This window comes from Microbulbifer maximicatervae (SeqCode), from assembly GCF_052467505.1.
Window position 1 is genome coordinate 3,881,483 of the sequence record NZ_CP174313.1, and the last position, 26,115, is coordinate 3,907,597.

At 46.2% G+C, this 26,115-nt stretch carries 23 protein-coding genes and 1 tRNA gene; 5 read left to right on the forward strand and 19 right to left on the reverse strand.

The genetic code is table 11. The annotated features are described in order from the left end of the window. Positions 1-205 precede the first annotated feature (205 nt). A tRNA-Ser gene (locus ACJJIN_RS17080) sits at positions 206-277 on the reverse strand. 189 nt (positions 278-466) lie between these two features. Then, positions 467-1,696 (reverse strand): RtcB family protein, encoded by a 1,230-nt coding sequence (locus tag ACJJIN_RS17085; RefSeq protein WP_444895525.1) that lies wholly within the window; start codon positions 1,694-1,696, stop codon positions 467-469. 219 nt (positions 1,697-1,915) lie between these two features. Between ACJJIN_RS17085 and rtcR the strand changes: the two genes are divergently transcribed. From rtcR to ACJJIN_RS17100, 3 genes are all read left to right on the forward strand, one after another. Then, positions 1,916-3,514, forward strand: coding sequence for an RNA repair transcriptional activator RtcR (rtcR, locus tag ACJJIN_RS17090; protein ID WP_444895526.1), 1,599 nt, complete (start codon positions 1,916-1,918; stop codon positions 3,512-3,514). Positions 3,515-3,574: 60 nt separating this feature from the next. After that, complete coding sequence (locus tag ACJJIN_RS17095; protein ID WP_444895527.1) at positions 3,575-5,065, forward strand: C13 family peptidase; 1,491 nt, start codon at positions 3,575-3,577, stop codon at positions 5,063-5,065. Between the two features lie 87 nt (positions 5,066-5,152). Then, positions 5,153-5,935, forward strand: a complete 783-nt coding sequence (locus tag ACJJIN_RS17100; RefSeq protein ID WP_444895528.1) for a TSUP family transporter — start codon at positions 5,153-5,155, stop codon at positions 5,933-5,935. 84 nt (positions 5,936-6,019) lie between these two features. On the opposite strand, the gene ACJJIN_RS17105 is transcribed toward ACJJIN_RS17100, so the two are convergent. From ACJJIN_RS17105 to ACJJIN_RS17150, 10 genes are all read right to left on the reverse strand, one after another. Next, positions 6,020-7,246 (reverse strand): glycosyltransferase family 2 protein, encoded by a 1,227-nt coding sequence (locus ACJJIN_RS17105; RefSeq protein ID WP_444895529.1) that lies wholly within the window; start codon positions 7,244-7,246, stop codon positions 6,020-6,022. Then, a complete protein-coding gene (locus tag ACJJIN_RS17110; RefSeq protein ID WP_444895530.1) occupies positions 7,243-8,226 on the reverse strand; it encodes a glycosyltransferase family A protein in 984 nt (327 codons plus the stop codon). The genes ACJJIN_RS17105 and ACJJIN_RS17110 overlap by 4 nt, the downstream gene beginning before the upstream one ends. A 259-nt stretch (positions 8,227-8,485) precedes the next feature. Then, positions 8,486-9,529, reverse strand: a complete 1,044-nt coding sequence (locus ACJJIN_RS17115) for a DUF5700 domain-containing putative Zn-dependent protease (RefSeq protein ID WP_444895531.1) — start codon at positions 9,527-9,529, stop codon at positions 8,486-8,488. A gap of 251 nt (positions 9,530-9,780) precedes the next feature. Then, the gene (locus ACJJIN_RS17120) at positions 9,781-11,565 is read right to left on the reverse strand and encodes a DUF885 domain-containing protein (protein WP_444895532.1); all 1,785 of its coding nucleotides are present in this window, start codon (positions 11,563-11,565) and stop codon (positions 9,781-9,783) included. Positions 11,566-11,770: 205 nt separating this feature from the next. Further along, on the reverse strand, positions 11,771-12,508 hold the full coding sequence (locus ACJJIN_RS17125; RefSeq protein ID WP_413663975.1) for a YopT-type cysteine protease domain-containing protein: 738 nt from the start codon (positions 12,506-12,508) through the stop codon (positions 11,771-11,773). Positions 12,509-13,134: 626 nt separating this feature from the next. Continuing rightward, positions 13,135-13,872, reverse strand: coding sequence for a YopT-type cysteine protease domain-containing protein (locus tag ACJJIN_RS17130; RefSeq protein WP_444895533.1), 738 nt, complete (start codon positions 13,870-13,872; stop codon positions 13,135-13,137). Between the two features lie 648 nt (positions 13,873-14,520). Next, positions 14,521-15,528: a fumarylacetoacetate hydrolase family protein gene (locus ACJJIN_RS17135; protein ID WP_444895534.1), complete on the reverse strand. Its 1,008-nt coding sequence runs from the start codon at positions 15,526-15,528 to the stop codon at positions 14,521-14,523. Then, on the reverse strand, positions 15,525-16,085 hold the full coding sequence (locus ACJJIN_RS17140; RefSeq protein ID WP_252084079.1) for a VOC family protein: 561 nt from the start codon (positions 16,083-16,085) through the stop codon (positions 15,525-15,527). The genes ACJJIN_RS17135 and ACJJIN_RS17140 overlap by 4 nt, the downstream gene beginning before the upstream one ends. Positions 16,086-16,099: 14 nt before the next feature. Then, positions 16,100-17,179 (reverse strand): 4-hydroxyphenylpyruvate dioxygenase, encoded by a 1,080-nt coding sequence (gene hppD, locus ACJJIN_RS17145; protein ID WP_444895535.1) that lies wholly within the window; start codon positions 17,177-17,179, stop codon positions 16,100-16,102. Between the two features lie 274 nt (positions 17,180-17,453). Next, entirely contained in the window at positions 17,454-17,705 is a 252-nt protein-coding gene (locus ACJJIN_RS17150) for a hypothetical protein (protein WP_413663971.1), read from the reverse strand. A gap of 348 nt (positions 17,706-18,053) precedes the next feature. Here ACJJIN_RS17150 and ACJJIN_RS17155 point away from each other — a divergent pair, with 348 nt between their 5' ends. After that, positions 18,054-19,034 carry a calcium/sodium antiporter gene (locus ACJJIN_RS17155; RefSeq protein WP_413663970.1) on the forward strand — a complete coding sequence of 327 codons (981 nt, stop codon included), beginning with the start codon at positions 18,054-18,056 and terminating at the stop codon, positions 19,032-19,034. Positions 19,035-19,172: 138 nt separating this feature from the next. Beyond that, positions 19,173-20,159 (forward strand): glycerophosphodiester phosphodiesterase family protein, encoded by a 987-nt coding sequence (locus ACJJIN_RS17160; RefSeq protein WP_444895536.1) that lies wholly within the window; start codon positions 19,173-19,175, stop codon positions 20,157-20,159. 6 nt (positions 20,160-20,165) lie between these two features. On the opposite strand, the gene ACJJIN_RS17165 is transcribed toward ACJJIN_RS17160, so the two are convergent. The 7 genes from ACJJIN_RS17165 to ACJJIN_RS17195 form a co-directional block, all read right to left on the reverse strand. After that, positions 20,166-20,486 carry a chaperone modulator CbpM gene (locus ACJJIN_RS17165; protein WP_444898272.1) on the reverse strand — a complete coding sequence of 107 codons (321 nt, stop codon included), beginning with the start codon at positions 20,484-20,486 and terminating at the stop codon, positions 20,166-20,168. 5 nt (positions 20,487-20,491) lie between these two features. Beyond that, a complete protein-coding gene (locus ACJJIN_RS17170) occupies positions 20,492-21,445 on the reverse strand; it encodes a DnaJ C-terminal domain-containing protein (protein ID WP_444895537.1) in 954 nt (317 codons plus the stop codon). A 142-nt stretch (positions 21,446-21,587) separates the two neighbouring features. Then, positions 21,588-21,956, reverse strand: coding sequence for a hypothetical protein (locus tag ACJJIN_RS17175; protein WP_444895538.1), 369 nt, complete (start codon positions 21,954-21,956; stop codon positions 21,588-21,590). 411 nt (positions 21,957-22,367) lie between these two features. Next, the gene (locus ACJJIN_RS17180; protein WP_444895539.1) at positions 22,368-22,931 is read right to left on the reverse strand and encodes a TFIIB-type zinc ribbon-containing protein; all 564 of its coding nucleotides are present in this window, start codon (positions 22,929-22,931) and stop codon (positions 22,368-22,370) included. A 121-nt stretch (positions 22,932-23,052) separates the two neighbouring features. Beyond that, positions 23,053-24,762: a flotillin family protein gene (locus ACJJIN_RS17185; RefSeq protein WP_444895540.1), complete on the reverse strand. Its 1,710-nt coding sequence runs from the start codon at positions 24,760-24,762 to the stop codon at positions 23,053-23,055. Then, the gene (locus ACJJIN_RS17190) at positions 24,763-25,416 is read right to left on the reverse strand and encodes a YqiJ family protein (protein WP_444895541.1); all 654 of its coding nucleotides are present in this window, start codon (positions 25,414-25,416) and stop codon (positions 24,763-24,765) included. Further along, positions 25,416-26,078: a PspA/IM30 family protein gene (locus ACJJIN_RS17195; RefSeq protein WP_444895542.1), complete on the reverse strand. Its 663-nt coding sequence runs from the start codon at positions 26,076-26,078 to the stop codon at positions 25,416-25,418. Before ACJJIN_RS17195 ends, ACJJIN_RS17190 begins: the two co-directional genes overlap by 1 nt. Positions 26,079-26,115: the final 37 nt, after the last annotated feature.

Consider the following 26,115-nt stretch of genomic DNA (forward strand, 5'->3'; position numbering starts at 1 on the left):
CTTGGCCAGGAGACACAATCATAAATCTTGCCGCTGGATCGCACAGGGCAGACCCACGATTAACGACACAGTTGCCAGAGTGCCTCCGCAGTAAATCGCTAAATCCTATTTACCGTATCAAGAGGCTTTCGGACCCCAGGTAGATTTTTAATGGGGAGTCGAACCCCAGGCTCTCGCCTCTTTCCAGGTCGTTTGGATAACGATGGGACTTTGACAGGAATCGAACCTGCTACCAATCGATAAGTTATCGACTGCTCTACCAAGTGAGCTACAAAGTAGGCGTTTGAACTTCTATCCCGTGGGTACACCTGCCGCCATAGGCGGTGGTGCCGGGCCGGAATTCAGAACCGGCTCCGCTGACGGGCTAAAGGCCTCAAACTCGGTTGCGGCAACCCGGCAAATTCGCCCGGCAACCTGCATGCTTTGGCAATTGCTTTAGTTCGGCCGATCCCTGGCCTAAAATGCGTCAGCCTTTGACGCAAACCACTTGCTTGAGGGTGTAAACGATTTCCACCAGGTCTTTCTGTGCTGCCATAACCTTTTCGATAGGTTTGTAGGCCGATGGGGTTTCATCGATCACACCCTCGTCTTTTCGGCATTCCACATCGGCGGTGGCCGCGCGATGCTCTTCCAGGGAGACCAGCTTTTTGGCCTTGGTACGGGACATCACTCGTCCGGCCCCATGGCTACAGCTACAGAAGCTTTCTTCGTTACCCAGCCCCCGCACAATAAATGACTTGGCCCCCATACTACCGGGAATAATACCCATTTCGCCGGCACGCGCTCTTACAGCGCCTTTCCGGGTCACCAACACATCTTTGCCATAATGATGCTCGCGGGAAACGTAATTGTGGTGACAATTCACCGCTTCCATCCGTGCCTCAAAATCCATCCCCAGGGCCTGCTTCACCGCGCTAATAGTTCGCACCATCATTACTTCGCGATTGATACGGGCAAACTCCTGCGCCCACTCCACCGCCTGCACATAGTCATCAAAATGCTCTGTACCTTCCGGGAAATAGGCCAGGTCACTGTCCGGTAAGTGGATATGCCAGCGCTCCATATCCCGCTTGGCTTTCTCAATAAAGTAAGTACCTATTCGATTTCCCACTCCCCGAGAGCCACTATGCAACATCAACCACACGCTACCCTGTTCATCCAGGCACATCTCGATAAAGTGATTGCCTGTGCCGAGTGTTCCCAAGTGATTGATATTATTAGTATTTTTTAATACTGGATGCCTCTCTTTGAGCAGTTCAAACTGGGCGGCAAGAGGCACCCAACCGGCAAGTGCATCGTCCGGTGGGTTCTCCCAGGCCCCCTTGTCCCGCCCTCTCCCCCGGTGTCGTCCAGTGCGGCCGTGGGGCACAGCGCGCTCGATGGCGCTGCGCACTCCAGCCAGGTTGTCCGGCAGTTGCGCCGCCGTCAGGCTGGTGCGAACCGCCATCATGCCGCAGCCAATATCCACCCCTACGGCAGCGGGAATTACTGCCCCCAGAGTTGGGACCACACTGCCAATGGTGGCGCCTTTGCCCAGATGTACATCAGGCATCGCCGCGACCCATTTATGGATGAATGGCATCTGCGAGATATTTTTGAGCTGCGCTTTGGCTTCATCTTCAAAAGGCACACCCAGGGTCCAGGACTTAATCGGCACCCCACTTGCCTGCATTACTTCATATGGCATTGGTTTCATCTTCCACTCCTTTTGAAACCGCGCTTGGTATTCATGTGTTTCATTTAGTTATTGATATAGCGAATTGGGTGCCAACTTTTGCAGACAACTGAAAAATACTTGTAACCTATTGTTTTTTAACGATTTATTTTTCATCTCAGGATTTTTTAGTAGAATTCTTGAGACAGGGGATTCATAAATATCTATCTTTTTTGATAGTTAAATCATATTTTAGATAGCATGAAGACAATCGCTATCAGTATTCTCGGTACCAACAAGGACCGGCGCGGCAAAGGCGACAAGCGCTGGGATAAATGGCGCCCAAACATTTCCATGTGCCAGCACGATGACCTATTGATCGATCGGCTGGAGCTCCTTTTCGACAACCACTCGAGAAGCCTGGCTGACCAGGTCACAGAAGATATTGCGCGGGTCTCTCCAGAGACCGAAGTGGTCCACCACCGGGTGAACTTCAATGACCCTTGGGATTTCGAGAGCGTGTATAGCAATCTGCTGGATTTCGCCCGCGCCTATAGCTTCAAGCCGGATGACGAGCAGTACCTGGTGCATATCACCACCGGTACTCATGTAGCGCAGATCTGCTTGTACCTGCTAACAGAGGCGGGGTATTTCCCCGGACGTCTGCTGCAAACTTCCCCGGCGAGAAAGAACAGTAGCTTGCCGGGCGAATACCAAATCATCGATTTGGATCTGTCCAAATACGACCAGATTGCCTCGCGCTTCCAGAGGGAACACCAGGAGGGCACCACCTATCTGAAGGGGGGAATCGAGACCAACAATCTCGCTTTTAACCAGATGATCGAGCAGCTGGAGCAGGTATCGATTCGCTCCGACGCCCCCATACTAATTACCGGTCCCACAGGGGCAGGTAAATCCCAGCTGGCCCAGCGTGTCTTTGAACTACGCAAGCAGCGGGGCAAGCTGGAGGGTGGCCTGGTAGCCGTTAACTGCGCCACCCTGCGCGGCGAAAATGCCATGTCCGCCCTGTTCGGCCATCGTAAAGGCGCCTATACCGGCGCCACCACCCACCGTCCAGGCTTGCTAATGGAAGCAGATAAGGGGCTGCTGTTTCTCGATGAAATCGGTGAGTTGGGACTGGACGAGCAGGCCATGTTATTGCGTGCGATTGAGCACAAACGCTTTATGCCTTTCGGCTCTGATAAGGAAGTAAGCAGTCACTTCCAGCTGATCACCGGTACCAACCGGGATCTGGTACAGCTCTGCCAAGAAGGTAAATTTCGTGCGGACCTGCTCGCCCGTATCGATCTGTGGACCTACCGACTGCCCTCTTTACGAGAGCGTATTGAAGACCTGGAACCCAATATAGATTTTGAGCTGGAGGCTTTCTCCAGGAAGTCCGGACACCTTGTCAGCTTTAATAGATCAGCACGGGAAAAGTACCTGAGTTTTGGGCGCTCCCGCGAGGCCAGCTGGTCTGCGAACTTTCGCGACCTTAACGCCAGTATCCTGCGTATGGGTACCCTCGCCGACGGTGGGCGTATCACGACTCAGGTAGTGGAAGAGGAAATCCATAGGTTGCGAATTAAATGGCGAAACCCACTAACAGATTCATCGCTACCCCTTGCCCGTATCGAAACACTGTTGGGGCGAGACCACATCGAGCAGATGGATTACTACGAGCAAATCAAACTAGCTGGGCTAATTCAGGTTTGTGCAGAGTCCAATTCGATGGCAGAGGCCGGACGCAAGTTATTTCAAGTGAGCCGCACCTCAAAAAAATCCAACAACGACTCACACCGGGTACGCCAACTTTTAGATAAATACGGTCTTAAATTCGACCAGTTGAATAAAACATAGAGGCCCTCTGGCATCTTTTTTTGTTAGTCTGATTCCAAAAGCCGGACGCTGGATCATGGAATGAGATACACCTATTTAACTCCGTTTATTTTCTTACTCAGCGCCTGTGAGCCAACCCAGTTCGCAGGTGGTACCGCCTTGCCAGATGGCTCTGTTTACAAAGGCGAGATGCTTAACGGTCTGTTTCATGGGCAGGGTCAGCTCGAATGGCCCAATGGCAGCCATTATCGTGGCGACTTTCGAGAAGGTCGCATGACAGGTGAAGGTGTGTTAACTGGAAGTGATGGCTGTAGCTACGAAGGGGAGTTCCTAAACGGAGAATTCCATGGCAAAGGCCGCTACAACTGTGATGAAACTGAGTGGGCGGGAGAATTCCGTGAAGGGGAGCTGCAAAGCGGTACTTTAAATTGGGATGAAGATGGGAGCTATCATGGTGAATTTTTAGACTTTGATCCCCACGGCGAAGGCAAACTCACTGCGGAAGATGGCAGCCTTTATCAGGGTGCCTTTGAATACGGATACTTAATACAGGGCAGCTACTCAGATAGCGATGGCTATCGCTATACCGGCAGCTTCGAGTACGGCTCCTATTCCGGCGAAGGTGAACTCACCCAGCCTGACGGCACGATTATCCGTGCCACTTTTCGCTATGGAGAAGCAGAAGGCGAAGGTGTACGAATAAGTACGGATGCTGAAGGAAACACTGTCGAGGAGTCTGCCTATTTCTCCGGGGGTACCTATTACCCCAGCGAAGACGCCTGGCGCGCACAGACGGATATTCCCGGTGCCCAGGCAGAAACCCGTCTCTATAGCGAAAGTGAGCGCTTACATGACGCTATAAAAGCCCTCCCCTCGCAGAGGCCCGGCGTGCGCGATATTTATACCCTACTTATAGGTGGTGATGGCACCTCTCCAGTATTTGCCAGGGAGCTGGACTGGGTGGCAGAGCGCCTCGACGAAGCCTTTAGCATTGACCAACGTATGCTGCGCCTCAGTAACGGCGGCGGATACGGTTTCCCCCTAGCTACCCGCACCAGTATCCAGGAAAGCCTTAATGCAATTGATCAGTTAATGGACCCCAAAGAAGATTTACTTCTTATACACCTGGTCAGCCATGGTGCTCGAAATGGAGATTTCAAAATTGCCGAGGGGGAGATTCCCCTAAATGATTTCTCACTGAAAGATGGGCAACGATTGCTGAACAATATTAACGCCCAGTACCAGTGGATCGTTGTTTCAGCCTGCTTTTCCGGTCAATGGGTAGAAGCCCTACATAGCCCCAATCGGGTCATCTTTACTTCGGCCGCTGCGGATCGCAGCTCCTTTGGATGTAGCGATGATTCCGAGCGCACCTGGTTTAGTTCCGCGCTTTACGGCGAAGCCCTCAATCAGGGAGTGAATAATCCTGGGGCATGGTTTGAAGCCGCCAAGTTAAAAGTAACCGAGATGGAACAGGAACAGGGGATTAAAAGAAGCCGCCACTCCCTGCCCCAATATTCAGTGGGAGAGAATTTCCTAATGTGGTGGCATGGAAAAAAATCGATTTATTAATTTTGGAATTCCGGTACAAACCGACTAAAAATTATTTTTGGTACTAATCACTATCTACCATAATACCAAGCGAAAGGAGATACCTTCTTGGAGTTCGCTAGCCTCTCTATAGAGTTATTGTTTATTTTGTTTTTCGTCGCCGTTATTGCGGGCCTACTTGATACACTAGCAGGTGGGGGCGGCCTGATAACTGTACCGGCCCTTATTCTTAGTGGCGTCCCACCACTAGCTGCCTTGGGCACCAATAAACTACAAGGCAGTATTGGTACTGCAACTGCTACCTACATGATGCTTAAAAACAACAAGATCAGTTGGGATGGAATTAAAAATCTAATGCTATTTGCCTTTATTGGCGCAGCCATGGGCACAATAGCGGTACAGTACATCAATACTGATGTTTTGTCATTTATTATCCCTGCTGTTCTTCTATTTATCGCTATTTATTTTATAGTTTCGCCATCCCTTACTCATAGTAGTACTAAACCCAAGGTCTCAAGAAAGAAATACCAATATGGCGTAATCCCATTTATTGGTTACTATGATGGTATGTTTGGCCCCGGAACTGGATCATTTTTTGCCTTATCAGGCGTTGCCTGTAGAGGACAGGATTTACTAACCTCCACGGCCAATGCAAAACCTCTCAATTTTTCCACTAATATCGCATCTTTAATCGTATTCTTATTTGCCGGTCAAATTTTATGGGTTGCGGGAATCTTAATGATGATTGGACAAGTTATAGGTGCCTGGCTGGGATCTCATTTTCTATTTAAAATTAATCCTGGTTATTTACGGGGAATGGTAGTTCTTATGTGCGGTGGAATGTTAATAAAATATATCCACTCTATGGGATGGATAGATTATATCTTCTGAAGGGTATGGAGGTGGCTGGAACTCAGAAAAATCAGATTAAACATTAAGACTTTGTATTATTTTATGGAGTATCTAAAAAGATCTTTAATGAACTTCTTTTTTAAGCTCCATCAACTCCTTCTTGATCTCGGTGATTTGATTCGATAGCTTGCTCTCAAAATCCTCATTGATTATCGACATATACTGCTCAAACCGGCTCTGTTTTATTAGATATTCTAATCTCTCTAGCAATTCATCATTGGAAACTCTTCTCCTGGCTCGTTTCCTGGTAAACTTTATCAGTGGCTTTACCCAGTCAGGCAGTCGATAATAAGTATTTTGAAAACCTCTGCTTATGGAGTATCTAAAACCATTTTGCCGTATATAGCTAGATAGCTTTGATGGTAGCAACCTATAAAATAGATTTAAATATTTATCTATCTTATTGCAGTCAGAATACCACTCTTTCACCAAACTCTGCTTATCTCTGCCCAACTTCAGATTGCCCAAAGCTTCATTAAATTCTCTTTCTGTATATTTTTCGACTAATTTTGATTTGGTTAATAGAGAAATTACTTTTTTATCACCATAAAGCGGCCGTAATTCTATCAAATACAGCAACCAACATCCCAGAAGATCATTCTTATAATCCGCAGCACTAGCATTTTTTGTTAAGTAGTCAAATACAAAATGGTATTGATTCACCAATCGCTGAACCATTAGATCACTTTTCTTTTCATCCATGTTGACTAAACTATACGACCCAATTTCTGGCAAAACTGATATTGATTTAGCCTTGACGGTTGTTATCCAATGTAGAGAGTGACCATTAACGCAGGAACCCAAAATAAATTCGGATATTTTATTTCCACAAACAAAGTCCCTGCGATAAAACCTCCTGACATTTATAGAATTTATTTTTAAAACAAACCTGGATTTATCACCAATGGATTCTGAGAATTTTTTTAGGGGTTTATTATGGCTAAAAAATACTATATCCGGATTCTCACTATTGACTATATCCTGTAATTTAGAGATCAATGTAGGGTACCAACAATCTCCCTCATCGATAAATCCAACATACTCTCCTAAAGTATTTTTTACTCCAAATTCAAAAATTAGCTGGTCATCAATCTGTGAAGTACTCGGAATATGAATACTTCGAACTCTGGGCATTAAACCTGTAAAGTTATTAATCCGGTTTCGCCCATCATTTTCGCAAGAATGAAGGACAAGAATCTCTATATCCTTGTATTGCTGTCGAATAATACTCTGCAGACAAGTATTGAGATAGACACCGCTAGACTTTGAAATAATGACAATCGAAATCATGCGCATACCACTGAAGTTCGGTAATCTAATACAGAATTAGCAGTATCTGGATCTTTGTCAAAGAGCATTCTCAAATCCGCATTACTCAATGATAGAAAAGATCTTGTAAACTGAGATTGAAAGCTCCCCCTATACTCTTCGTCAAGATTACGCCAGCACCAGTTAAACAATGCTAACTTGCTTTTGACATACAAGTGGTAAAATCTATCTCTAAGATTAATATTCTTATTAAAGAAGTCTTCAATCTCATCAAAAACCTGTAACACAGATATACGCCGTGCATCTGAAATATTTGAAAGCCTATTTCCTGTGGAGTCGACATTATGAATACAGAAAGGGGATTCAAATAATGCAATATCTTTAGCATTTGTGAGCAAATTCCAATGTGCTAACACATCATTATGTACAGGCGTTTGTGAAAATCTAAGGGAAACCCTTTTTGCATAACTGGTTTTAATCAATCTATTCCAAGGAAAGGGTGTTAAACATAGAATGCTATCATGATCAAAAGTGGAAAAAGTCCTGTTACCAAAGGTTCTAATCGCTCTATAGAAAATGAAATTGTCATCACCTGCCATACCGAGATTAATAGTGCTTCCTGGAAATCTACACTGATAGGCCATCAACAAAACATCACTGTTAACTTTTGTAGCAATTGAAACAGCTCGATCCAACATATTTGGGAGGATTAGATCATCGGCATCAAAAAATAAAGTCAGCGGTTCAGCTATTTGATCGAGAGCACTATTCCTACAATAGCCTGCCCCATTGTTACCATCGTTTAAAATAATTTTATATGGGATTCTATTTTTCTGAAGAAAATCAGCGGCCAACCCGACCGTGGTATCTGAGGAATTATCGTCAGATAAGTAAATTTTTACATCAGTCGTATTATTATGAACAATAGAGTTCAACGTATTAACAATATTATTGTTTTCATTGTATGTTGGTATCACCACCCCAACTTTACTGTTAGGCATACAAATTCTCTTTATAATTCTCTCAAAGCAGCAGAATTAAATGTAAACACAATAAGTAAATTAATTTGAATATAATCAAGTCTGATAAAGGCTGTACCACTTAAAGTAGACAGCTATACACCTTTTTTCAAACTTATTAATCGATAATTTGCTTAAGCTAGATGCTTTCGGGAAGATCAGGGTATGTAACAAGAGAATTAGACGCCTACTCAAGGCGCCTAGAATTTCCAGAACCAACTCTTAGAGTTTTGATTAGGTGCTATATGGCAAGAATAATATCTTCAATCGGTTTATCGAACTTTATTAAATCTTTATTTTCCTCATCTTTATAAAGCTTGATATAAGCTTTAAACATAGCTGAAGGTGATTCCTGTAAAAGTGAAATCAGGTAATCCCTGCCCTTTAACTCTTCGACTCTATTGCCGATATAGAAACCTACAAAATACAATGGACTATCCCATACTGCAGAAAAACCCAAATGATAGATTTTGTCGAAGTCTAAACTTGAATCACGGCATGCACGAAAAAGCATTGCTTCAAATAATACAAAGTTACTATCTATTCGTTGTAAATTTCTTTTAAATTTTTTCTTAAACCATTCTGTGTACTCTTTTCCCTCTGTAACACTTAATGGAGAACCCACAATAGAGGCTATCCCCTCCAGACGGGTTTGATTTAAGATTTTCTCACAATTAGAATCTGGATTTTCTCCCTTTCCATAAAAATTGGACTGAGCAACATGATATAACTCATGCGTTGAAAGTGTCAGTAAACCTTCATAATCTCCTTTAAAATACTGCAGCGCAATATAAAAGTTATCATCTTTGGCCCAACCGTCAGAAGTTCCCCCGACTACCATAAAAATATTGGTATCAAAGAAAATATCTTTAGGAGAATAATCACCAATTCCCCTCTTTACACTATTTAAGTATTGCTGAGGATTGCTCTTTATTATCTTGAGTATATCTTCAACTTCGGACAACCGTTCATTTAATTGTTGAAACCTAAATGGATCATTTTTAACTGGATTACCTTCAACAACATCGATCAAACTAGACCGAAATGACTCTGCATTGGCTGTATTGTCAAATCTTGAGGTTTGATGGATCGTTGCTTGTATACCCTGCAAACTCATCAGCTTATCTAATTGATCATCAGATACTTTGTCTCCAGATAAAATATCAACCAATCTATCAGCACTCTCAAAATCAATTGTTATTTTATCTGTTACTTTCGCTGAGGAAAAAGCCGTAAGGCTTATCAATGACAAGCCTAAAAAAATCACCCACTTAAAGATATTCATCTTACCTCTCGCAAAAATGTAAAAGAAAAGAATAATCAGGTATTTAATCTAAAAAGAATGCTTATTGTGCGATTATTAGACCTTTATTACCTACACAACCTCCACTCCGAATATGAGACAAAAACAATGCATTTTATGCCAACAAAGCGACTTGTGTTTTCAGCTGTCTAAAAGAAAGTTTTGCTTACGACAGAGGATATCTTAAAAAGATTAAATCCCACCCACAGGTTGTGAATGGGATTCAGGTAGACTTAGGCAGACTTCTGCTCTTCAATAAAGCGCTGCATCTGCTCTTCCAGCATCGAAAGAGGCAAAGCACCATTACTTAGCAGTGCATCGTGAAACGATCGCAAATCAAACTTATCGCCAAGCTCTTTTTCCGCAAGAGCTCGCAGCTGTCGAATTTTAATTTCCCCCATCTTGTAAGATAGCGCCTGCCCCGGCCAGGATATATAGCGATCTACTTCTGCACGTACATTAGCCGGAGAGAGGGATGTATTATTGGAAAGAAAGTTTAATGCCTGCTGTCGTGACCACCCCTGAGAATGAATACCAGTATCAATCACAAGGCGTGCGGCACGCCACATTTCATAGCTGAGGCGTCCAAAGTGCTCGTAGGGAGTGGTGTACAGTCCCATCTCTTTACCCAGCCTCTCAGAATAAAGGGCCCAACCTTCTCCATAAGCGCTCAGGTAAAGGTTGCGACGAAAGTCCGGTACATTCTCAAGCTCCTGCGAGAGAGCATTTTGTAAATGATGGCCCGGTACTGCTTCATGCAAGGTAAGAGCAGGTAGCTCATACAAGGGACGCTGGTCCAGCCCGTGAGTATTCAACCAGTAGGCACCACCGCGAGTACCGCCAATGGCGGCTGGATTATAGGAGGCCGTAGTGTAGTTAGGTGCTATTTCACTAGGAACTGGTACCACGCCATAGGGGGTACGCGGCAGTAAGTTAAAGAACTCCGGCAATACATAGTCAATACGCTTGGATATATAGGCCGTTTCCTTGAGCAGCTGTTCCGGTGTTTTGGCATAAAACTGTGGGGCTGTGCGCAGGAATTGGGTGAATTCTGTAAAGCTGCCCTTAAAGCCTGACTCCTTGATCAGAGCTTTCATTTCCGCGCGGATTCTCTTCACTTCGGCAAGGCCCGTGCGATGAATCTCCGCAGGGTCCAGATCCAGGGTCACGTAGTAGCGAATGTTGTGGCGATAGTAGTCGCTACCACCAGGCATCTGTTCAGCACCCAAAGTCTTTGTGGCCGCCTTTAGGTAGTCGCCCTCAAGGAAATCCGCTACCCGTCCAAATGCGGGAATAGCTACTTGCTTAATCACAGCTAAACCCTGCTCTCGCAGACGCTTCTGCTCATCGGGCGCGATGGTTTGCGGCATCTCAGCAAAAGGCTTATACAAGCTGCTTTTACTGGGATCTTTATATACTTGAGCGCGTACCGTTGGCGCTATACCTTCTACAACGATTTTGGGCAACACAAAGCCAGAGCGAATACCTTCGCGCATATTGGCAATGTTCTCATCGAAGTAGCGACCAAATTCACCGATACGGGCAATATAGTCCTCGTAATCGGCGATATCCCTCATCGCCAAACCACTATTTGCCTCAAGCGCACTTGCGTAAAAACTTGAGAAGGTGTTTAGGGGAATTCGGTCGAGAAACAGTTCCTCTTCCTCAACTGAGCTGGCAAGAACCCAAGAGAGAAGCTCACTATTGACGCGGTCTGAAGCACTTAACTTACTTTGATCGATAGCCTCAAGGCGCCGGATAAAGGCCTGCTCAGCCTTTATCCGACGTTGACGATCCTCTGCAGTCACCCCGGGCAATTCTCGATTGTAATCGGAAACGCCAACTCGCCCTGCAGTAATCGGGTCTTCCCTCAGCGTGTATTGCCAGTGATCCTTAAGAACACTTTGAAGTTCTTCTGTAGCAGTTGCTGCCCAGGCTGAGGGCATCAATAGGCTAGTGGCAATAAGCGGTCCTGTTAGGGACTTGAGGTAGTAAGTAAGTGATTTCTTGAATTTCACCCTTGGCTCCGTAGTGCTGTTGGTATCTAAAAAGAACAACAGAGCTTGCTCTTTTAGTTACCCTACAGAGTAGGCGTGGCAAGCTTGTACCAGCACTATACACGAAGGATGGATAATAGTGACTCAGCGGAATAAACATACCGCCACAAGTGAGGTGGAGGAGTATAATTTCCTCCACCAAGTGGTCAAACAGTTGGCTGGTAACTTAGGTGGCATGCGCATAACAGCGCACGTCATAGCTCCCACTCAGACCAATGGCATACATAGATGTATTCCAGAAAGAGTTTACAAACCAGTTGCGGAATGCGTTCTTGGTTGGGAACCAGAATTCTCCAAAATTTGGGTCGAAAAACAACACATCTTCCGCAACCCAAGCTGCCATGGCGTGGGCACCCACCTTACCTGAAATACCGATTTTCTTGTAAGAGCCGGCGCTTCTCGTCGGCTCCCTAATAATTTCATCAGCAAGCGCTGCAGAGTTGCGCATAGTAGTTTGTCCACGATCTAACCGAGGGCCTGTGACCACGTGAATTTGGCGCTGACCATTTGGCCCAGCGATACCCACACCGCCATTATTCTGAAGAGGCAGAATATTGTGAGATTGCAGCCACGTCTCTGAGACCTGATCCTGGTTTGGTGCATTTCCACCAATCTGGTGCAAGGTCATCACATGGAAAAGATGCTGCTCACTCAATGTATTATTGGGGAAGAGCCAATTCCAAAGGCTTCCATCCTCTGCGTGAAATTTGATCCAGTGGGCACTCAGGGATTCACAGACTCCGCCAGCAGTATCCTGGTGTATGGTGATCTGTGCCTTCACCGGATCCAAACATTGACTGAAATTATATTGAAGTGTGCCACCGTGCTGGGCCACAGATCTCTGAACAGGACCAACCCTTGTCCCGGTAAGTGCAAGTACTGTTTTATCAAACCAAATCGGCATGTCCATCTCCCCTGTATTCACAATGTAGAAACACTTATTCAGCGATTAGTTAACTACTTCTGAGAAGTGCTTTCCGGTATATGCATTAGATTGAAACAGAAAAATTACAGGGCAGATAGGTGTCCATTTTTTTTTAAATCGACTCTGGCACTCTTTTCTCAGGCCAAAGATAGCAGTTCGAAATAGATTGAGGCGCAAGTATTTATTTGACTCTGGCACTATTTTTTATGGGTAGGAATATCATGACTATTTCCTATTAATTCCTTATAAGAACAGACCCAGCTACGCTTGCCAGTCAGATTACACGGGTCCTTTAATTCGACTCTGGTACTATTTTTGGTACAAAAAAATTGACCTATGACATGGAAACTATCTAAATGGAAATATTTTTTTGTAGTTGGCGACAATTGGTTTTATCTTTCCATAGATAGAGCTTGTTACCTTCAGATAATTACGACTTGAAAATGAGTCAATGATAAGAAGTGAAATAGGTAGAAGTGGTAACAACTAAAAAAGGCAGCCGGGTAAACCCGGCTGCCGAGCGCCCATGGGGGAAGGGCTAAGAGGAAAAAATTGGTAGTGGATTGCTACTACTAATAGAACCAACAAAAACAGCTACTGCCAATTTATGTGCGGCGAGCGTAAGAGCGAACTTCATAGCCACCGCTTAGCCCTACTGAATACATAGAGTTATGCCAAAATGATTGGGTAAACCAATTAAAGAAGGAATTTCTGGATTCGAACCAGAATTCACCAAAGTTCGGGTCAAAGAAAGTAATGTCCTGCGCAACCCAGGCAGCCATTGCATGACCAGCGAAAGTGCCATCAAGGCCTATCTTCTTATAGCAACCAGCACCGCCAGTTTGATCCAAAATAATCTCCCTTGCCAAAGCATTGGGAGAGAAAACGCCACTCTGGCCTTGCGCTCTACGAGGATTGTGAATGCCTCGAATAGTATTTCCTCCCCGGCCATTCGGGAAAGCGCCACCAAATACATTTTGGCTGGTGGGGAAGATGTTTTGTGTGCTCAGCCAGGCTTCTGTAGTTCTGTCTTGGTTGTCCTGAGTGCCCGCTTGTTGCAGGGTCATTACATGAAATAAGTGTTGTTCATCCAGTGCGCCCGCCGGCATTAACCAATCCCACAAGCTTCCCCCATCAGAGTGATGCTTGATCCAAAAGGCGGAAAGCGCTTCACAAACACCACCGGAAGTATCTTCATGAATAGTTATTTGTGCTTTTACCGGATCCTTACATTGGCTGAAGTTGTATGTCAGTTGACCCCGATGATTGGCTACAGATTGTTGTACGGGGTTTACGCGTGTTCCAGTTACAGCGAGAACGGTTTTATCGACCCAAATAGGCATATTCGATCCCTCATTTATTGAGATAAAAACGCTGCACAAATCCTTTTTCTAAAAGCTGAAAATTTGTAGCGCCTGTGAATTGGGCGGGCATTGAACCAGAAAAGTTCCAGGGCCAACAGAGTATAAAAGCGCTTTTTAAATCGACTCTGGCACTATTTTTTTATCTAGCGTTAATCTTGCCTGAATCCTACTTTGTTGAAATCTATTAGCCAAAAATAATCTGGCAACAGACAATATTTAGTCGTTTCTAACTGCGAAGAAAAAATAGAGATAAGAAGATATTTTTACTTATAAATATTTATCATTCTTAATCTCAAATAGGGCGCATAGCAATTTATAGAAAGTACACTTTTACAAAACTCATCAGTTTAAAAATGTGGCTTGTAACAACAAAAAGCTGTTAAAGCAGATGGGCAAGTACAAAAGCTATGAAATAAGTTGCATATATAAACTTAGCAATAACATCTGTGCCGGTCTCTTTGCCAACACACTTTTAGCCATTCAAGGCAGCACTACTAAGTTGGTTGTGAAAAATTTAGGGAGGAATAATTCAACAGCAGAATGGTAAGTAAAATGCCTCGACCAAATTCTGCCCCTAGGTCGTTAACTCCAGGGGATGAAATCCGGTCGAGGTTTGGCTAAGCGGTGTTAAACCTGCTCTACAGTCTGCTCAATACGTCCAAAGATAGATTGCCCTTGATCATCGAGCATTTCGATGGAAATGGTATTTCCAAAGTCCATAAATGGCGTGCTTGCAGAGCCATTCTGGATGGTCTCAATCATGCGAATCTCGGCAATACAACTGTAACCAACACCACCTTCTGCTACAGGCTTACCGGGACCGCCATCCAACTTATTGGACACCGTTCCAGAGCCAATAATGGTGCCTGCGCAAAGTGGACGAGTTCTGGCCGCGTGGGCGACCAGTTGCCCGAAGTGGAAGGTCATATCCACACCGGCATTGGGCTCGCCAAACTTCTCACCATTCAGATGGGAAACCAGTGGCAGATGCAATTTACCCTCGCTCCAGTTTTCACCCAGCTGTTCAGGGGTTACGCAAACAGGGGAGAAAGCACTAGAGGGTTTGGACTGGTAGAAACCAAATCCTTTGGCCAGTTCCGCAGGTATCAATCCGCGCAGGGATACATCGTTGACCAACATTACCAACTTGATATGGGACAGTGCATCCTCAGCGGACACCCCCATAGGAACATCGTCGGTGATCACGGCAATTTCTGCCTCGAAGTCGATGCCAAAGCCATTGCTTTGCGGCATCTTTACCGGCTCGCGTGGATCCAGGAAGGTATCGGAACCACCTTGATACATGAGCGGATCGCTGTAGAAGCTCTCCGGCACCTCAGCACCGCGGGCTTTGCGCACCAGCTCAACATGATTCACGTAAGCACTACCGTCGGCCCAGTGATATGCGCGCGGTAAAGGCGAAGCACACAGAGTTTGGTCAAAGGCTTCCCCTTGAATCTCACCATTTTGCAGGCGCTCGTGTAGCTTCTCCAACTCGCTGCTGACCGATGCCCAATTGTCCAACGCACTCTGCATGGTGGGGGCAATATCCCCAGCTGGCACCATACGGGTAAGATCGTCGCTAACAACAACCAATTGGCCATCGCGGCCGGATTTAAGGCTGGCTAACTTCACTGTGCCTCCCCTTCAGTTTTTTCCACAAATTCTTCTTCCCCATGCATCCAGGCGGCGTGCCTTGGGGCTTTTTTAGTACGTGACCACTCTTCCAACATATCCTCAGCAACCCGCTTCAGCTCTTTATGCATACCGGGCTTGGCGGTATTGGCAGCCAGCTCGATACGATGGCCGTTGGGGTCGAAGAAGTAGATCGACTGGAAGATAGTGTGATTGGTAGGGCCGAGTACGTCGACCCCGGCCGCTTCCAGTCGCGCTTTGGTCTCAAGCATTTCTTCCATGGACTCCACTTCGAAAGCGATATGCTGTACCCATTTGGGTGTGTTCTCATCGCGCCCCATCTCCGGGGAGTTGGGGATTTCGAAGAAGGCAAGCACATTCCCCATACCCGCATCCATAAAGACGTGCATGTAAGGGTCCGGCTCACCGGTTGAGGGTACCTCGTTTTCGGCAATGGCCAGCTGGAAGTCCATGCCGAGAAGATCGCGGTAGAATTCCACTGTCTCCTTGGCGTCCCTACAGCGATACGCCACGTGGTGAATGCGCTTAATGCCCATTGAAGCCTCCGTTATTATTCCTTTTCTTTAATGACGCCACGCTTGAGCTGGTCGCGCTCAATGGATTCGAACAGGGCCTTAAAGTTACCCTCACCAAACCCTTCATCTTCCTTGCGCTGGATAAACTCAAAGAATACCGGGCCGAGCATATTAGCGGAGAAAATCTGCAACAGCAGGCGCGGTTGGCCGCCCTCGGTGGTGCCATCCAGCAGGATGCCACGGCTCTGGAATTCTTCAGTAGGTTCACCGTGCCCAGGCAGGCGCTCTTCCAGCATTTCGTAGTAGGTGTCCGGCGGCGGGGTCATAAACTCCATGCCGCGCTCTTTCAGGCGATCCCAACAGGCAATTAAGTCATCACAAGCAAAGGCGATATGCTGGATACCTTCGCCGTTGTACTTCATCAGGAACTCTTCGATCTGGCCGCCGCCACCAGCGGCTTCTTCGTTCAGCGGAATACGGATCTTGCCATCCGGTGCAGTCATCGCCTTGGACAGCAGGCCGGTGTATTCGCCTTTGATATCGAAGTAACGAATCTCGCGGAAGTTGAACAGGTCTTCGTAATACTTGGCCCAGTAATCCATACGGCCGCGATACACGTTGTGGGTAAGATGATCCAGAGTGTGGAAACCACAACCTTCAGGGCGACGCTCTACGCCCTCTTCCCAGATAAAGTTGATATCGTAGATGGACTCACCATCTTCGTAGCGATCAATCATGTACAGGGTCGCACCGCCAATACCTTTGATTGCCGGCAGGTGCAGTTCCATCGGGCCAGTATTCACATGAATAGGCTGTGCACCTTTGCGCAGGGCCTCTTCGTAGGCGAACTTGGCATCTTTTACGCGGAAGGCAAGGCCACAAGCGGAGGGACCGTGCTCCTGGGCGTAGTAATAGGCGTGGCTGTCGGGCTCGTAGTTGGTGATGAAGTTGATATCACCCTGGCGCCACAACTCCACTGCTTTGGAGCGGTGACGGGCGATTTTCTCAAAGCCCATGGCGGTAAAAACGGTTTCAAGGATGCCTTTTTCCGGCGCTGTAAACTCTACGAATTCGAAGCCGTTAAGTCCCATCGGGTTTTCAAATAAGTCGGCCATGCGGTCCTCCATTTCTTATCATCGCAGCACTTCAAAGCGGGGCTGCGGATTGTGGATTTAAAGCGCAAACGAAGTTAGTTGCAGATGTAACTAATGTCAAGAAACTCTGAATCAGCTAACAAATGAGTACTAGAAGAGTATTTTTAGTCACCAGCCTCCAAAGCTAGCGCCTGGGAGAATAACCAGCTGGCAACGGGTCCTTGGACAGGATCGGGAGAGTAATCGGGAGCCGGGTGCGACACAGTGGCTGCGTCACACCCGTGCACAGCCGACTTTATTTACGCGTGCATTTTCCGGTATCGGTACGACACATATGATCCTTGTGAAACTTGCCGGTCATCTGGTCGCACTGGGATTTGCTCACATCTCCGGCACAGGCATTTTCGGCATGCTGGCAGCAACCGGTTTCAGCGGTGCCCATTCCTTTATTGCCGTCCATCCCTTCATCTTTCTTGCGCTGTTCGCAGGCAGACAGGGTCAAAACCATCGCCGCGGCCAGTATCCCAATTGAAGCTTTGAGTCTCATAAAGGCCTCCTAAATACCCGGCTTAGCGGCCGGTGACATGGATATCGCGGAATCTGCCGCGCATTGCTTTGTGCGACCCGCGTAGATTTACCCGACATCTCCACCAGCTCAGGGATTGTGCGATTAGGCGCGCCATCCCATTATCACCCTGCAGATTTACCGGGCCATGCATTGACTGTAGCCCACACTGGCAGCGAAACCATCTGACTGACGGGACATTTACGTTAATTTGCCCCTGACAGCCCATCCAAATAACTGAATACCTTTTTGTATTTGCCAGAGCCGGTACAATCGGCCCCCGTTTGTCGGGTAAAAACCCCGCCTGAATGTATTTATTGAGGACCCCCTATGCTTCTCGCCGCTGCTGCCATCATTGCTGGCTTTATTGTGCTGGTCTGGAGTGCCGATCGTTTTGTGGACGGAGCTGCCGCCACTGCTAAACATTGCGGCATGCCCACACTGTTAATAGGCATGGTGATCGTCGGCTTTGGTACTTCCGCTCCGGAAATGGTGGTCTCAGCCATTGCCGCCTTGAATGGCAACCCCGGCCTCGCCCTGGGTAATGCCTACGGTTCCAATATTGCCAATACCGGTTTGATTCTCGGCTTCAGTGCCCTGCTGATCCCACTATCGGTACACTCAAAGATTGTGCGTAAAGAGCTGCCACTGCTGCTGGCAATCACCCTTCTCAGTGGTGCCTTCCTGTGGAATGACCGCTTGGAGCGCTGGGAGGGTATTGTTCTGTTATTCGGTTTCTTCGCCTTGATCGGCTGGAGTATCTTTTCTGCCATGCGCAATAAAGGTGACCAGCTTGAGGGAGAAGTAGAAACTGAGCTGGAAGACAACCCTATGCCACTCGGAACTGCCATATTTTGGTTGGTAGCGGGGCTGGTACTATTGATTGTCAGCTCCCGAATCCTCGTATGGGGAGCAGTAACCATTGCCGAATCTTTGGGGGTCAGTGACCTGGTGATAGGCCTGACTATTGTTGCCCTGGGAACCTCACTGCCGGAACTGGCCGCAACTTTAGTGGCCGCACGAAAAGGTGAGCACGATATCGCCATCGGTAACGTTGTCGGCTCCAATATGTTCAATCTGCTGGCGGTGGTTGGCATTGCCGGCACCATTGCTCCCATGAACAACGTACCCCACGAAGTGCTGTCCCGGGACTGGCCGATGGTTCTGGGCCTCACAATTGCCCTGTTTATTTTTGCCTACGGCTTCAAAGGCCAGGGCCGAATCAATCGCTGGGAAGGCTCCGCGCTGCTAATGGCTTACCTCGTATATACCGGCTACCTGGTGGGAACCATTACCAAAGCTGCACTCTGATAATATTCGGGGTGGTGCCGCACCACCCCATAGTTACTGCCTGAATTCACCATAATTCGCCACCTCTGCGCCCATTTCTCTTCCCAAAAACTGACTAATATCTGCAACACCTTCCAAGGAAAAGTGCAGAGCATCTTGATGAAGAGAAGCACCATTGGCAAAACCGTAGCGCTAACAGCCCTATTTGGACTCGGTGCAATTTACCTACTCAATGCCTCTTGGCTGGCGACAGCCCAGCAAGGGGAACCGATCCTGATTGCCCATCGCGGCGTCTACCAAACTTACAACCGGGATAATTTAACCCGTGACGAATGCACCGCAGTCCGTATCTATACCCCGGAACACCGCTATCTGGAAAACACGATTCCCTCTATGGAAGCTGCCTTTTCTCATGGCGCGGACATTGTCGAAATCGATGTCCATCCCACCACTGATGGCGACTTCGCAGTATTTCACGACTGGACCCTAGACTGCCGTACGGATGGAACAGGTGTCACCCGGGAACAGTCCATAAAAGACTTAAAGAAGCTGGATATTGGTTACGGCTATACCTTTGATGGCGGCAAGTCATTTCCCTTTCGTGGCCAGGGGGTGGGTTTACTTCCCACTTTAAAAGAGGTCTTGCTGCACTTTCCCGGCAAGCAGTTTTTGATCAATATTAAGAGTAATGATCCAACAGAAGCAGAGCGATTGGATAACTATCTTCGGCAACACCAATTGCCTATTAATTCCCGGCTTATGGTCTACGGTGGCGATCGCCCAATTAAAAAGATGCGGCAGTTGCGGCCAAATGCATTGGCCTTCAGCAAGACAAGCGCCAAACAATGTGCTCTGCAATATGCACTATTTGGTTGGAGTGGCTACTTTCCCGAGTCTTGCCGGAACAGTATTGTTGTTGCACCCAATACCTGGCGATGGGCTTTGTGGGGTTGGCCCAATCGCTACTCTGAACGAGTGGCCAAAGCCAATAGCTTGGTGATGGCAGTGGACCATAAAAATGGCAAGCGGGGCTTGCCCGGTATTTACACACCGGAAGAACTCAGTTTTCTACCCGAAGGGTACAGCGGAGCTATTTGGATTGAGAAGATCGAGCTGATTGGCCCATATCTACAAGCAAGACAATAGATAACCTTAGCGTTTTCGACCTTTCTCCAGCCGTGCCAGATGCGCCTCAAGACGCTCTATTTCTTCCAGCAGCTCTATCGCTAATGCAGCGCCGGCAAGATTTACCCCCAGATCCCGCTCCAGGCTGTAAACCCGGCGCACCCGGCGCACACAAATTCCGCTAAAGCGCCACTGCACTTCCCTGCTACGTGGCTCAATAATTCCCTCCTCAACCAAGGCAATGATGCGCTCCGCCGGCACACCACAAGCCCGACACAGTTCACTCAAAGTTAACTCACTCTCTTCATCCAGGAGAACACCGCTAAGCTGCTCAACCTTTTTAGGCATCACAATTATCCTCCCATGGACTGACGCGGATTGAAGTTGAATGCGTCGCCAAACTGACGGTATGCCGCGCGTTCATTATCAGTAGTGGCTGGCGGCGTAACAGTTTGCATCACTATATACATATCCCCCGGCTGCTTTGCCGGGATACCGCGGCCCTTGAGGCGCAGTTTTTTACCATTGGTGCTGTTTGCTGGAATGGTCACTTTAATGGGGCCATCTGGAGTGGGTACCTGAACCTTGGCTCCAAGCGTTATTTCCCAGGGAGCCAAAGGCAAATCCAGGTAAACCGTTTTACCTTCTGTATGGAAAAGGGGATGGGGGTTGAAAGCAATTTCCAGGTAGAGATCACCAGGCTTACCTTCTCCAATGCCAGGCTCACCCTGTCCAGCCAAGCGAATCTGCTGCCCTTCAGTGATCCCCTTGGGAATTTTTATATTAAGAGTGCGCTCACGCAGTTGCGGTCGCCCATCTGCACCCAATACCGAGTGCTTTAAGGTTACTTGGCGTGTACCGTCACGATAACTATCTTCGAGATCTACTGTGATGCGGGCATAGGTATTTTCACCCTGGGCACTGTAAGAGCGGCGCTGCCCTTGCCCATAAGCCTGACGAAACCCGCCGCGGCCAAACAAGCTTTCAAAGAAGTCACTAAAAGCTTCAGGATCAGCTTCGGTATATCCACCACCGTGAAACTCAAAACCCTGGTCCCAATTGGGAGGCGGTCGGAAATCCTGGCCAGACTGAAAACCACTGCCGAGCTGATCGTAAGCAGCTCGCTTCTCTGGGTCCTTCAATACTTCATAGGCCTCATTTACTTCCTTAAAGTGTTCTTCGGCGCCCTCCTCTTTACTGACATCCGGATGATATTTACGTGCTAATTTTCGATAGGCACGCTTAATCTGTGCCTGATCCGCACTCCGATCCAGGCCGAGTATTTTGTAATAGTCCTTGTATTCCATGGCTTTAATAAAAGCCGATGGTGACGGGATTCGCCATATATTTATGATATAAAATCGGCAAGAAGGTTAGTTGAGATCCTCCCCCCTCAACTAAGATTTAATAATATGGCGCCGATTAGATAAACGACGCCAAGCTGCAGTATTAATAACCAGTCTCGTAAAACATTGATCCATCTAAATACTCGATAGACCCATCGGTATAGTGAATATAGACCTCAGCAGGGTTTGAGGCATAAGCTCGCACTGTCACAGAACAGTACAAACCAGAGCTACAACCTTTAATCCAATTCACATAATCTATAGATTTTGTAATATTTACTATTTCCCAGCTTCCTGAAGTCGAGGTTCCAAAACTAAAATCCAAACCACCACAACGATTTGTTCCGTTGCCAATTACTTGCCCCCCAGCTTTGACGTTAAGGTTGCATTTAAGATCAGCAGAAAATGCAGGCAATGCAATGGCGGAGCCAACCAGCAAAGACAGTACTATTAATATTTTTTTGACATTCATTTGTAGAACCTTAAGATTATTTATTATTAATTGATAAACCAAAAACAACAAACCTCGTTATTGATGCTATCACCGCCAATAAACACTTCCCACAACAACAAAAATACAAATTAGATAAATAACATGAACTGGCTATCAATATAATTAAACTAATATCCAATAGCATAAAATTTCAAAGGAGACACTTGTTCCGGATACTTGGAATCAATGAACAGCCAAAAAAACTGAGATCCAAAGCCACTTCATAACTAACATTATTCGAATAAGGCAAGAATAAAGAGGATAGATATATAGATAAGTTAAAGGAATTTAACTACAACTACTCAAGTTCTACTGATAAAAAATATATTAATGTATTTAATAGAGAACCAAATTTTCTTTGGTTCCCCAAAAAACAACCTCTATCGGAGACTATCGTTCAGCCGAGTAAGGATCTTCCGCATTTAAATAGGCCAAAAAATCTGCTTTCTGTTCGGTTGAATTCAGCCACTTGCGAACTTCTTTAGCTTTATCATATAAGTCATCGCCAAATTTACTCCGATACATTTCAGAAAAAGTTTCTTGGGCCTTGTTCTCCCTGATCTTTTTCTGCCATTCATGAGTAACTAAAAAGTTAAGTGAGCCAGCAAGCCCTTCAGCTTTTAGTAAATCCCACTCGCCTTTATCTAACCAGACTCCACCGACAACAGTACTGTAATCAATACGATGTTCACTACTAGCAATAATTTTTATCTTTTGCATTATGGAGCCAGACACCGGGCACAAGATAGCTCGCTTAGTATCTTCGGAAACTACATCATTCAGATTACTAATATCTTCTGAAAATTTGTATTCAGGATTTTGTCTTTTCCAGCTTAAGTAATCTTCAATAAGAATCCAGTTACCCTCACAGGAAGAACAAGTATATCCACGAAATAACTCTTCGATAAATCCTGATTTAAGAACGCCATCTTTACAGCTGGTACAGCGCTTCATATTTTGCACCTTAATAAAAAACAACCCGGATCTACCTATTTAGATCCGGGCTATAAGAATCATTTATTTCCAAAATAATAATGAGTTTTGTACTATATAATTTCAAAAAATGTACGTTGCTCTAACTATCAATCTCAGTAGTCTTATTCAGGTCACCAACTCCAGCTTCTTTTAAGAGTGAGTCTACCAGTGGAGCCATAGCCCGATGTTTTAGAGCACTACCAACCAGAGCTTCAGGCAAGCTTTGTCCTTTGGATTCAGCATCACCATCTAAAATTCCGCTGCTTGCTCTACCATCAACACCATTTAAGCCCTCAACAGAGATAATTTTCATTCCCTCAATACTTTCCATCGGCTTAACGCTTTCACGGATAATATTGGGCAGATTTTCGTGCAGACTGAGGACCTTCTTAAGTGCAATCTGGGCCTCATTAAGGCTATTAAAAGCCTCATTCATTAGGCGCTGCCCCTCAGCATCCACCGCATATTTTTCACGATCAGCTTCAACTTTAATACGAATAGCCTCAGCTTCAGCTGCAGCCTGCAAGCGCAATGCTTCAGCCTTATCCTCTGCAGCTGCTTTCTCTGCATCGGCCATTACCTTAATACCCGTGGCCTGACGCTCCGCTACTTTTTGAGCTTCGATAATTTCAATGCGCTTATCACGCTCTGCAACTTCAACATCCTGAGCCGTGCGAACTTGCTCTTCGGCTTTTACTGCTTCAGCTCGAGCTACGTTGGCCTGTTGGTCCGCAAGAGATTGCTCTTTGGACTTTTCTGCAACAGCAATTGCACGTTCCTGCTTGGCAATTTCCACTGATTTCTCTTTGGAAATACGCTGCTCATCGAGAATACGCTCACCTTCAATCTCTTGCTCTTTCAAGCGGCGCTCTTTCTCGATTTCCAGTAACTTAGTTGCCTGTTCCGCAGCAATTTGAGATTGGCTCACTTCGCGCTGGGCTTCAATTTCAGCCTTGCGTGCAGCGCGCTCCTGCTCTGCTTGTTCACGGGCGATATCCGCCTTCTGAGCAGCTTCACGATTTTCCAGCTCGCGCTGTTGCTCCAGATGTGCGTAACGTTTTTCCTTATCAATTTCTAACTTTTGGCGTTCAGCTTCGAGGTTTTTCTTCTCGATCTGTACCATAGTTTCCTGCTCGACATCATTGACCTCTTTACGACGCGTCTCAATAGAGCGGGTCATGCTGGCGAGGCCCTCAGCATCAAACACATTATCCTGATTGAAGAATTCTTTATGGGTTTGATCCAAACCGGTCAAAGATACAGCCTCGAGTTCCAATCCATTTTTTAATAGGTCTTCGGAAACTACCTGCTGAACTTTTTGTACAAACTGACTGCGCTGCTCATGCAATTCAGCCATTTCCATTTCAGCTGCTACAGAGCGTAACGCATCAACAAATTTACCCTCGATCATTTCTTTTAATGCTTCGGGGTCTAAAGTACGCAGACCCAATGTCTGTGCAGCATTGGCTATCGCATCTGCATCCGGCTTTACCCGCAGATAAAATTCAGCAAGTACATCAACACGCATACGATCCTTGGTGATCAGCGCTTGATGCTCTTTTCGGGAAACCGCCAGGCGCAAAGTATTCATGTTTACAGGAATAATTTCATGTAGAACTGGTAGTACCAATGCACCTCCATTCATTATGACTTTTTGACCACCCATACCGGTACGCACAAATGAGCGCTCTTTTGATGCTCTCGTATACAGGCGCGCAAAAATAGTTCCAATAACAATTAAGGCCACTAGTACAGCCCCAGCAATAAATGCCATAACCGGTAGGTTTCCTATCACTTCTATATTCTCCATTTAGTTATTCTCCATAAGATGTATACTGCTGGGGCGAGTTACTCGAAAATGTGCTCCCAGCTCTTCAACCAGTAACACCTTATCCCCCTGATTAAATATTTCACTTTCATCCGGTTCCACCATTACATAGTGTGTGGTTCCGAATTCATCACTAAAACGCGCTTCTGCTGGTGAACCGATTTCTGCTTTACCGATCGTAATAATCGCTACACGGCCAATAAACGAATTTCTCTCAACTGCCTCGGATTCATCACCCACAGCAAAGCGCCGCATAATGTTGCCAACAAAACGTACTTGAGGTAACGCAAGAAAAAAGACTGCCACAGCAAGTAAACCGCCTGGCAATAAATATCCAGCAAGAGACTCTATGAGCATTTGGGCTACTAGGCCCGTCACTCCAAAGCTAACCAGAAAAGTTACTAACAGTATAAGTGCAGGAACTTCACCGAAACGCAACCACCCAAGCAGCTTAGTCATCCCCCCAGACAACCCTGTATCTGGCACGTCAACATCAAAATCTGGTAATAAATTATCCAGTAAATCTGAAATACCAACACCAATCAATGTCATGACGCCTTCAAGAAGCGCTATCATAAACATTAAAATCAGCGCACCGGTAAAGATCAGGTTTTGGTCTTGCAATAAAAATATCATCAGCCCCCCGATTTAATCTTGGCTAAACGTTCTTTCACACGATTATTTCGCGCGAACTCCTCAAGTTCTGCTAATTTGCTGGCATCTATCCCAGAGTCAAATGTCGATATAGCTGTATTACCTACTGCTCGATTAAATGCATCGGTAGCTTGTTCTACCTGGGCTTTTGGCTTTCTATCCCTGCCATATTCATCCGCAGTAACTCTACTACTTACCTTTTTATTGACTGCAATAAAATCTTGTAACTGCTCACGCATTTCACGTTTCTTACCTTGCAGGGCAAGAATATAGGAACCTAGTTCCTTTATTTCTATCTCATTTTCATTGATCGCTTTTTCTAAAATTGGAAGTTGCGCCTCAATATCCATTTGTTTGGCAATGGCGACTTCAGCCAAATCATCACGACCTTCATTTATAGCAATATCAATTTGTTCAGCTAAACGCTTATGACGGGTATTTTCGTCGTTTAACGCTCTACTATTTAGATACTTGGATGCCTCAGCTTTCCCTAACTGATCTCGCACATCTGCAATTGCATCATCCACCTCCCGAATTGCCTGCTCCATCACTGACTCTGGTGCAGTGGCTTCAACCGAGTCCACGACAACATTGGCGGACACAGAGATTAAACGTGATATGCGCTTTATAAACCCTTCACTCATAACTTATCTCCCGCTCCCAAATAGAAGAATCCACCTT

What these genes read in the sequence shown, in the direction of transcription:
- ACJJIN_RS17085 (WP_444895525.1), bottom strand. Translation starts at nt 1,696, where the DNA reads ATGAAACCAATGCCATATGAAGTAATGCAGGCAAGTGGGGTGCCGATT.
- rtcR (WP_444895526.1), top strand. Translation starts at nt 1,916, where the DNA reads ATGAAGACAATCGCTATCAGTATTCTCGGTACCAACAAGGACCGGCGC.
- ACJJIN_RS17095 (WP_444895527.1), top strand. Translation starts at nt 3,575, where the DNA reads ATGAGATACACCTATTTAACTCCGTTTATTTTCTTACTCAGCGCCTGT.
- ACJJIN_RS17105 (WP_444895529.1), bottom strand. Translation starts at nt 7,246, where the DNA reads ATGATTTCGATTGTCATTATTTCAAAGTCTAGCGGTGTCTATCTCAAT.
- ACJJIN_RS17110 (WP_444895530.1), bottom strand. Translation starts at nt 8,226, where the DNA reads ATGCCTAACAGTAAAGTTGGGGTGGTGATACCAACATACAATGAAAAC.
- ACJJIN_RS17115 (WP_444895531.1), bottom strand. Translation starts at nt 9,529, where the DNA reads ATGAATATCTTTAAGTGGGTGATTTTTTTAGGCTTGTCATTGATAAGC.
- ACJJIN_RS17125 (WP_413663975.1), bottom strand. Translation starts at nt 12,508, where the DNA reads ATGCCGATTTGGTTTGATAAAACAGTACTTGCACTTACCGGGACAAGG.
- ACJJIN_RS17130 (WP_444895533.1), bottom strand. Translation starts at nt 13,872, where the DNA reads ATGCCTATTTGGGTCGATAAAACCGTTCTCGCTGTAACTGGAACACGC.
- ACJJIN_RS17140 (WP_252084079.1), bottom strand. Translation starts at nt 16,085, where the DNA reads ATGGGCATTAAGCGCATTCACCACGTGGCGTATCGCTGTAGGGACGCC.
- hppD (WP_444895535.1), bottom strand. Translation starts at nt 17,179, where the DNA reads ATGGCCGACTTATTTGAAAACCCGATGGGACTTAACGGCTTCGAATTC.
- ACJJIN_RS17150 (WP_413663971.1), bottom strand. Translation starts at nt 17,705, where the DNA reads ATGAGACTCAAAGCTTCAATTGGGATACTGGCCGCGGCGATGGTTTTG.
- ACJJIN_RS17155 (WP_413663970.1), top strand. Translation starts at nt 18,054, where the DNA reads ATGCTTCTCGCCGCTGCTGCCATCATTGCTGGCTTTATTGTGCTGGTC.
- ACJJIN_RS17160 (WP_444895536.1), top strand. Translation starts at nt 19,173, where the DNA reads ATGAAGAGAAGCACCATTGGCAAAACCGTAGCGCTAACAGCCCTATTT.
- ACJJIN_RS17165 (WP_444898272.1), bottom strand. Translation starts at nt 20,486, where the DNA reads ATGCCTAAAAAGGTTGAGCAGCTTAGCGGTGTTCTCCTGGATGAAGAG.
- ACJJIN_RS17170 (WP_444895537.1), bottom strand. Translation starts at nt 21,445, where the DNA reads ATGGAATACAAGGACTATTACAAAATACTCGGCCTGGATCGGAGTGCG.
- ACJJIN_RS17175 (WP_444895538.1), bottom strand. Translation starts at nt 21,956, where the DNA reads ATGAATGTCAAAAAAATATTAATAGTACTGTCTTTGCTGGTTGGCTCC.
- ACJJIN_RS17180 (WP_444895539.1), bottom strand. Translation starts at nt 22,931, where the DNA reads ATGAAGCGCTGTACCAGCTGTAAAGATGGCGTTCTTAAATCAGGATTT.
- ACJJIN_RS17185 (WP_444895540.1), bottom strand. Translation starts at nt 24,762, where the DNA reads ATGGAGAATATAGAAGTGATAGGAAACCTACCGGTTATGGCATTTATT.
- ACJJIN_RS17190 (WP_444895541.1), bottom strand. Translation starts at nt 25,416, where the DNA reads ATGATATTTTTATTGCAAGACCAAAACCTGATCTTTACCGGTGCGCTG.
- ACJJIN_RS17195 (WP_444895542.1), bottom strand. Translation starts at nt 26,078, where the DNA reads ATGAGTGAAGGGTTTATAAAGCGCATATCACGTTTAATCTCTGTGTCC.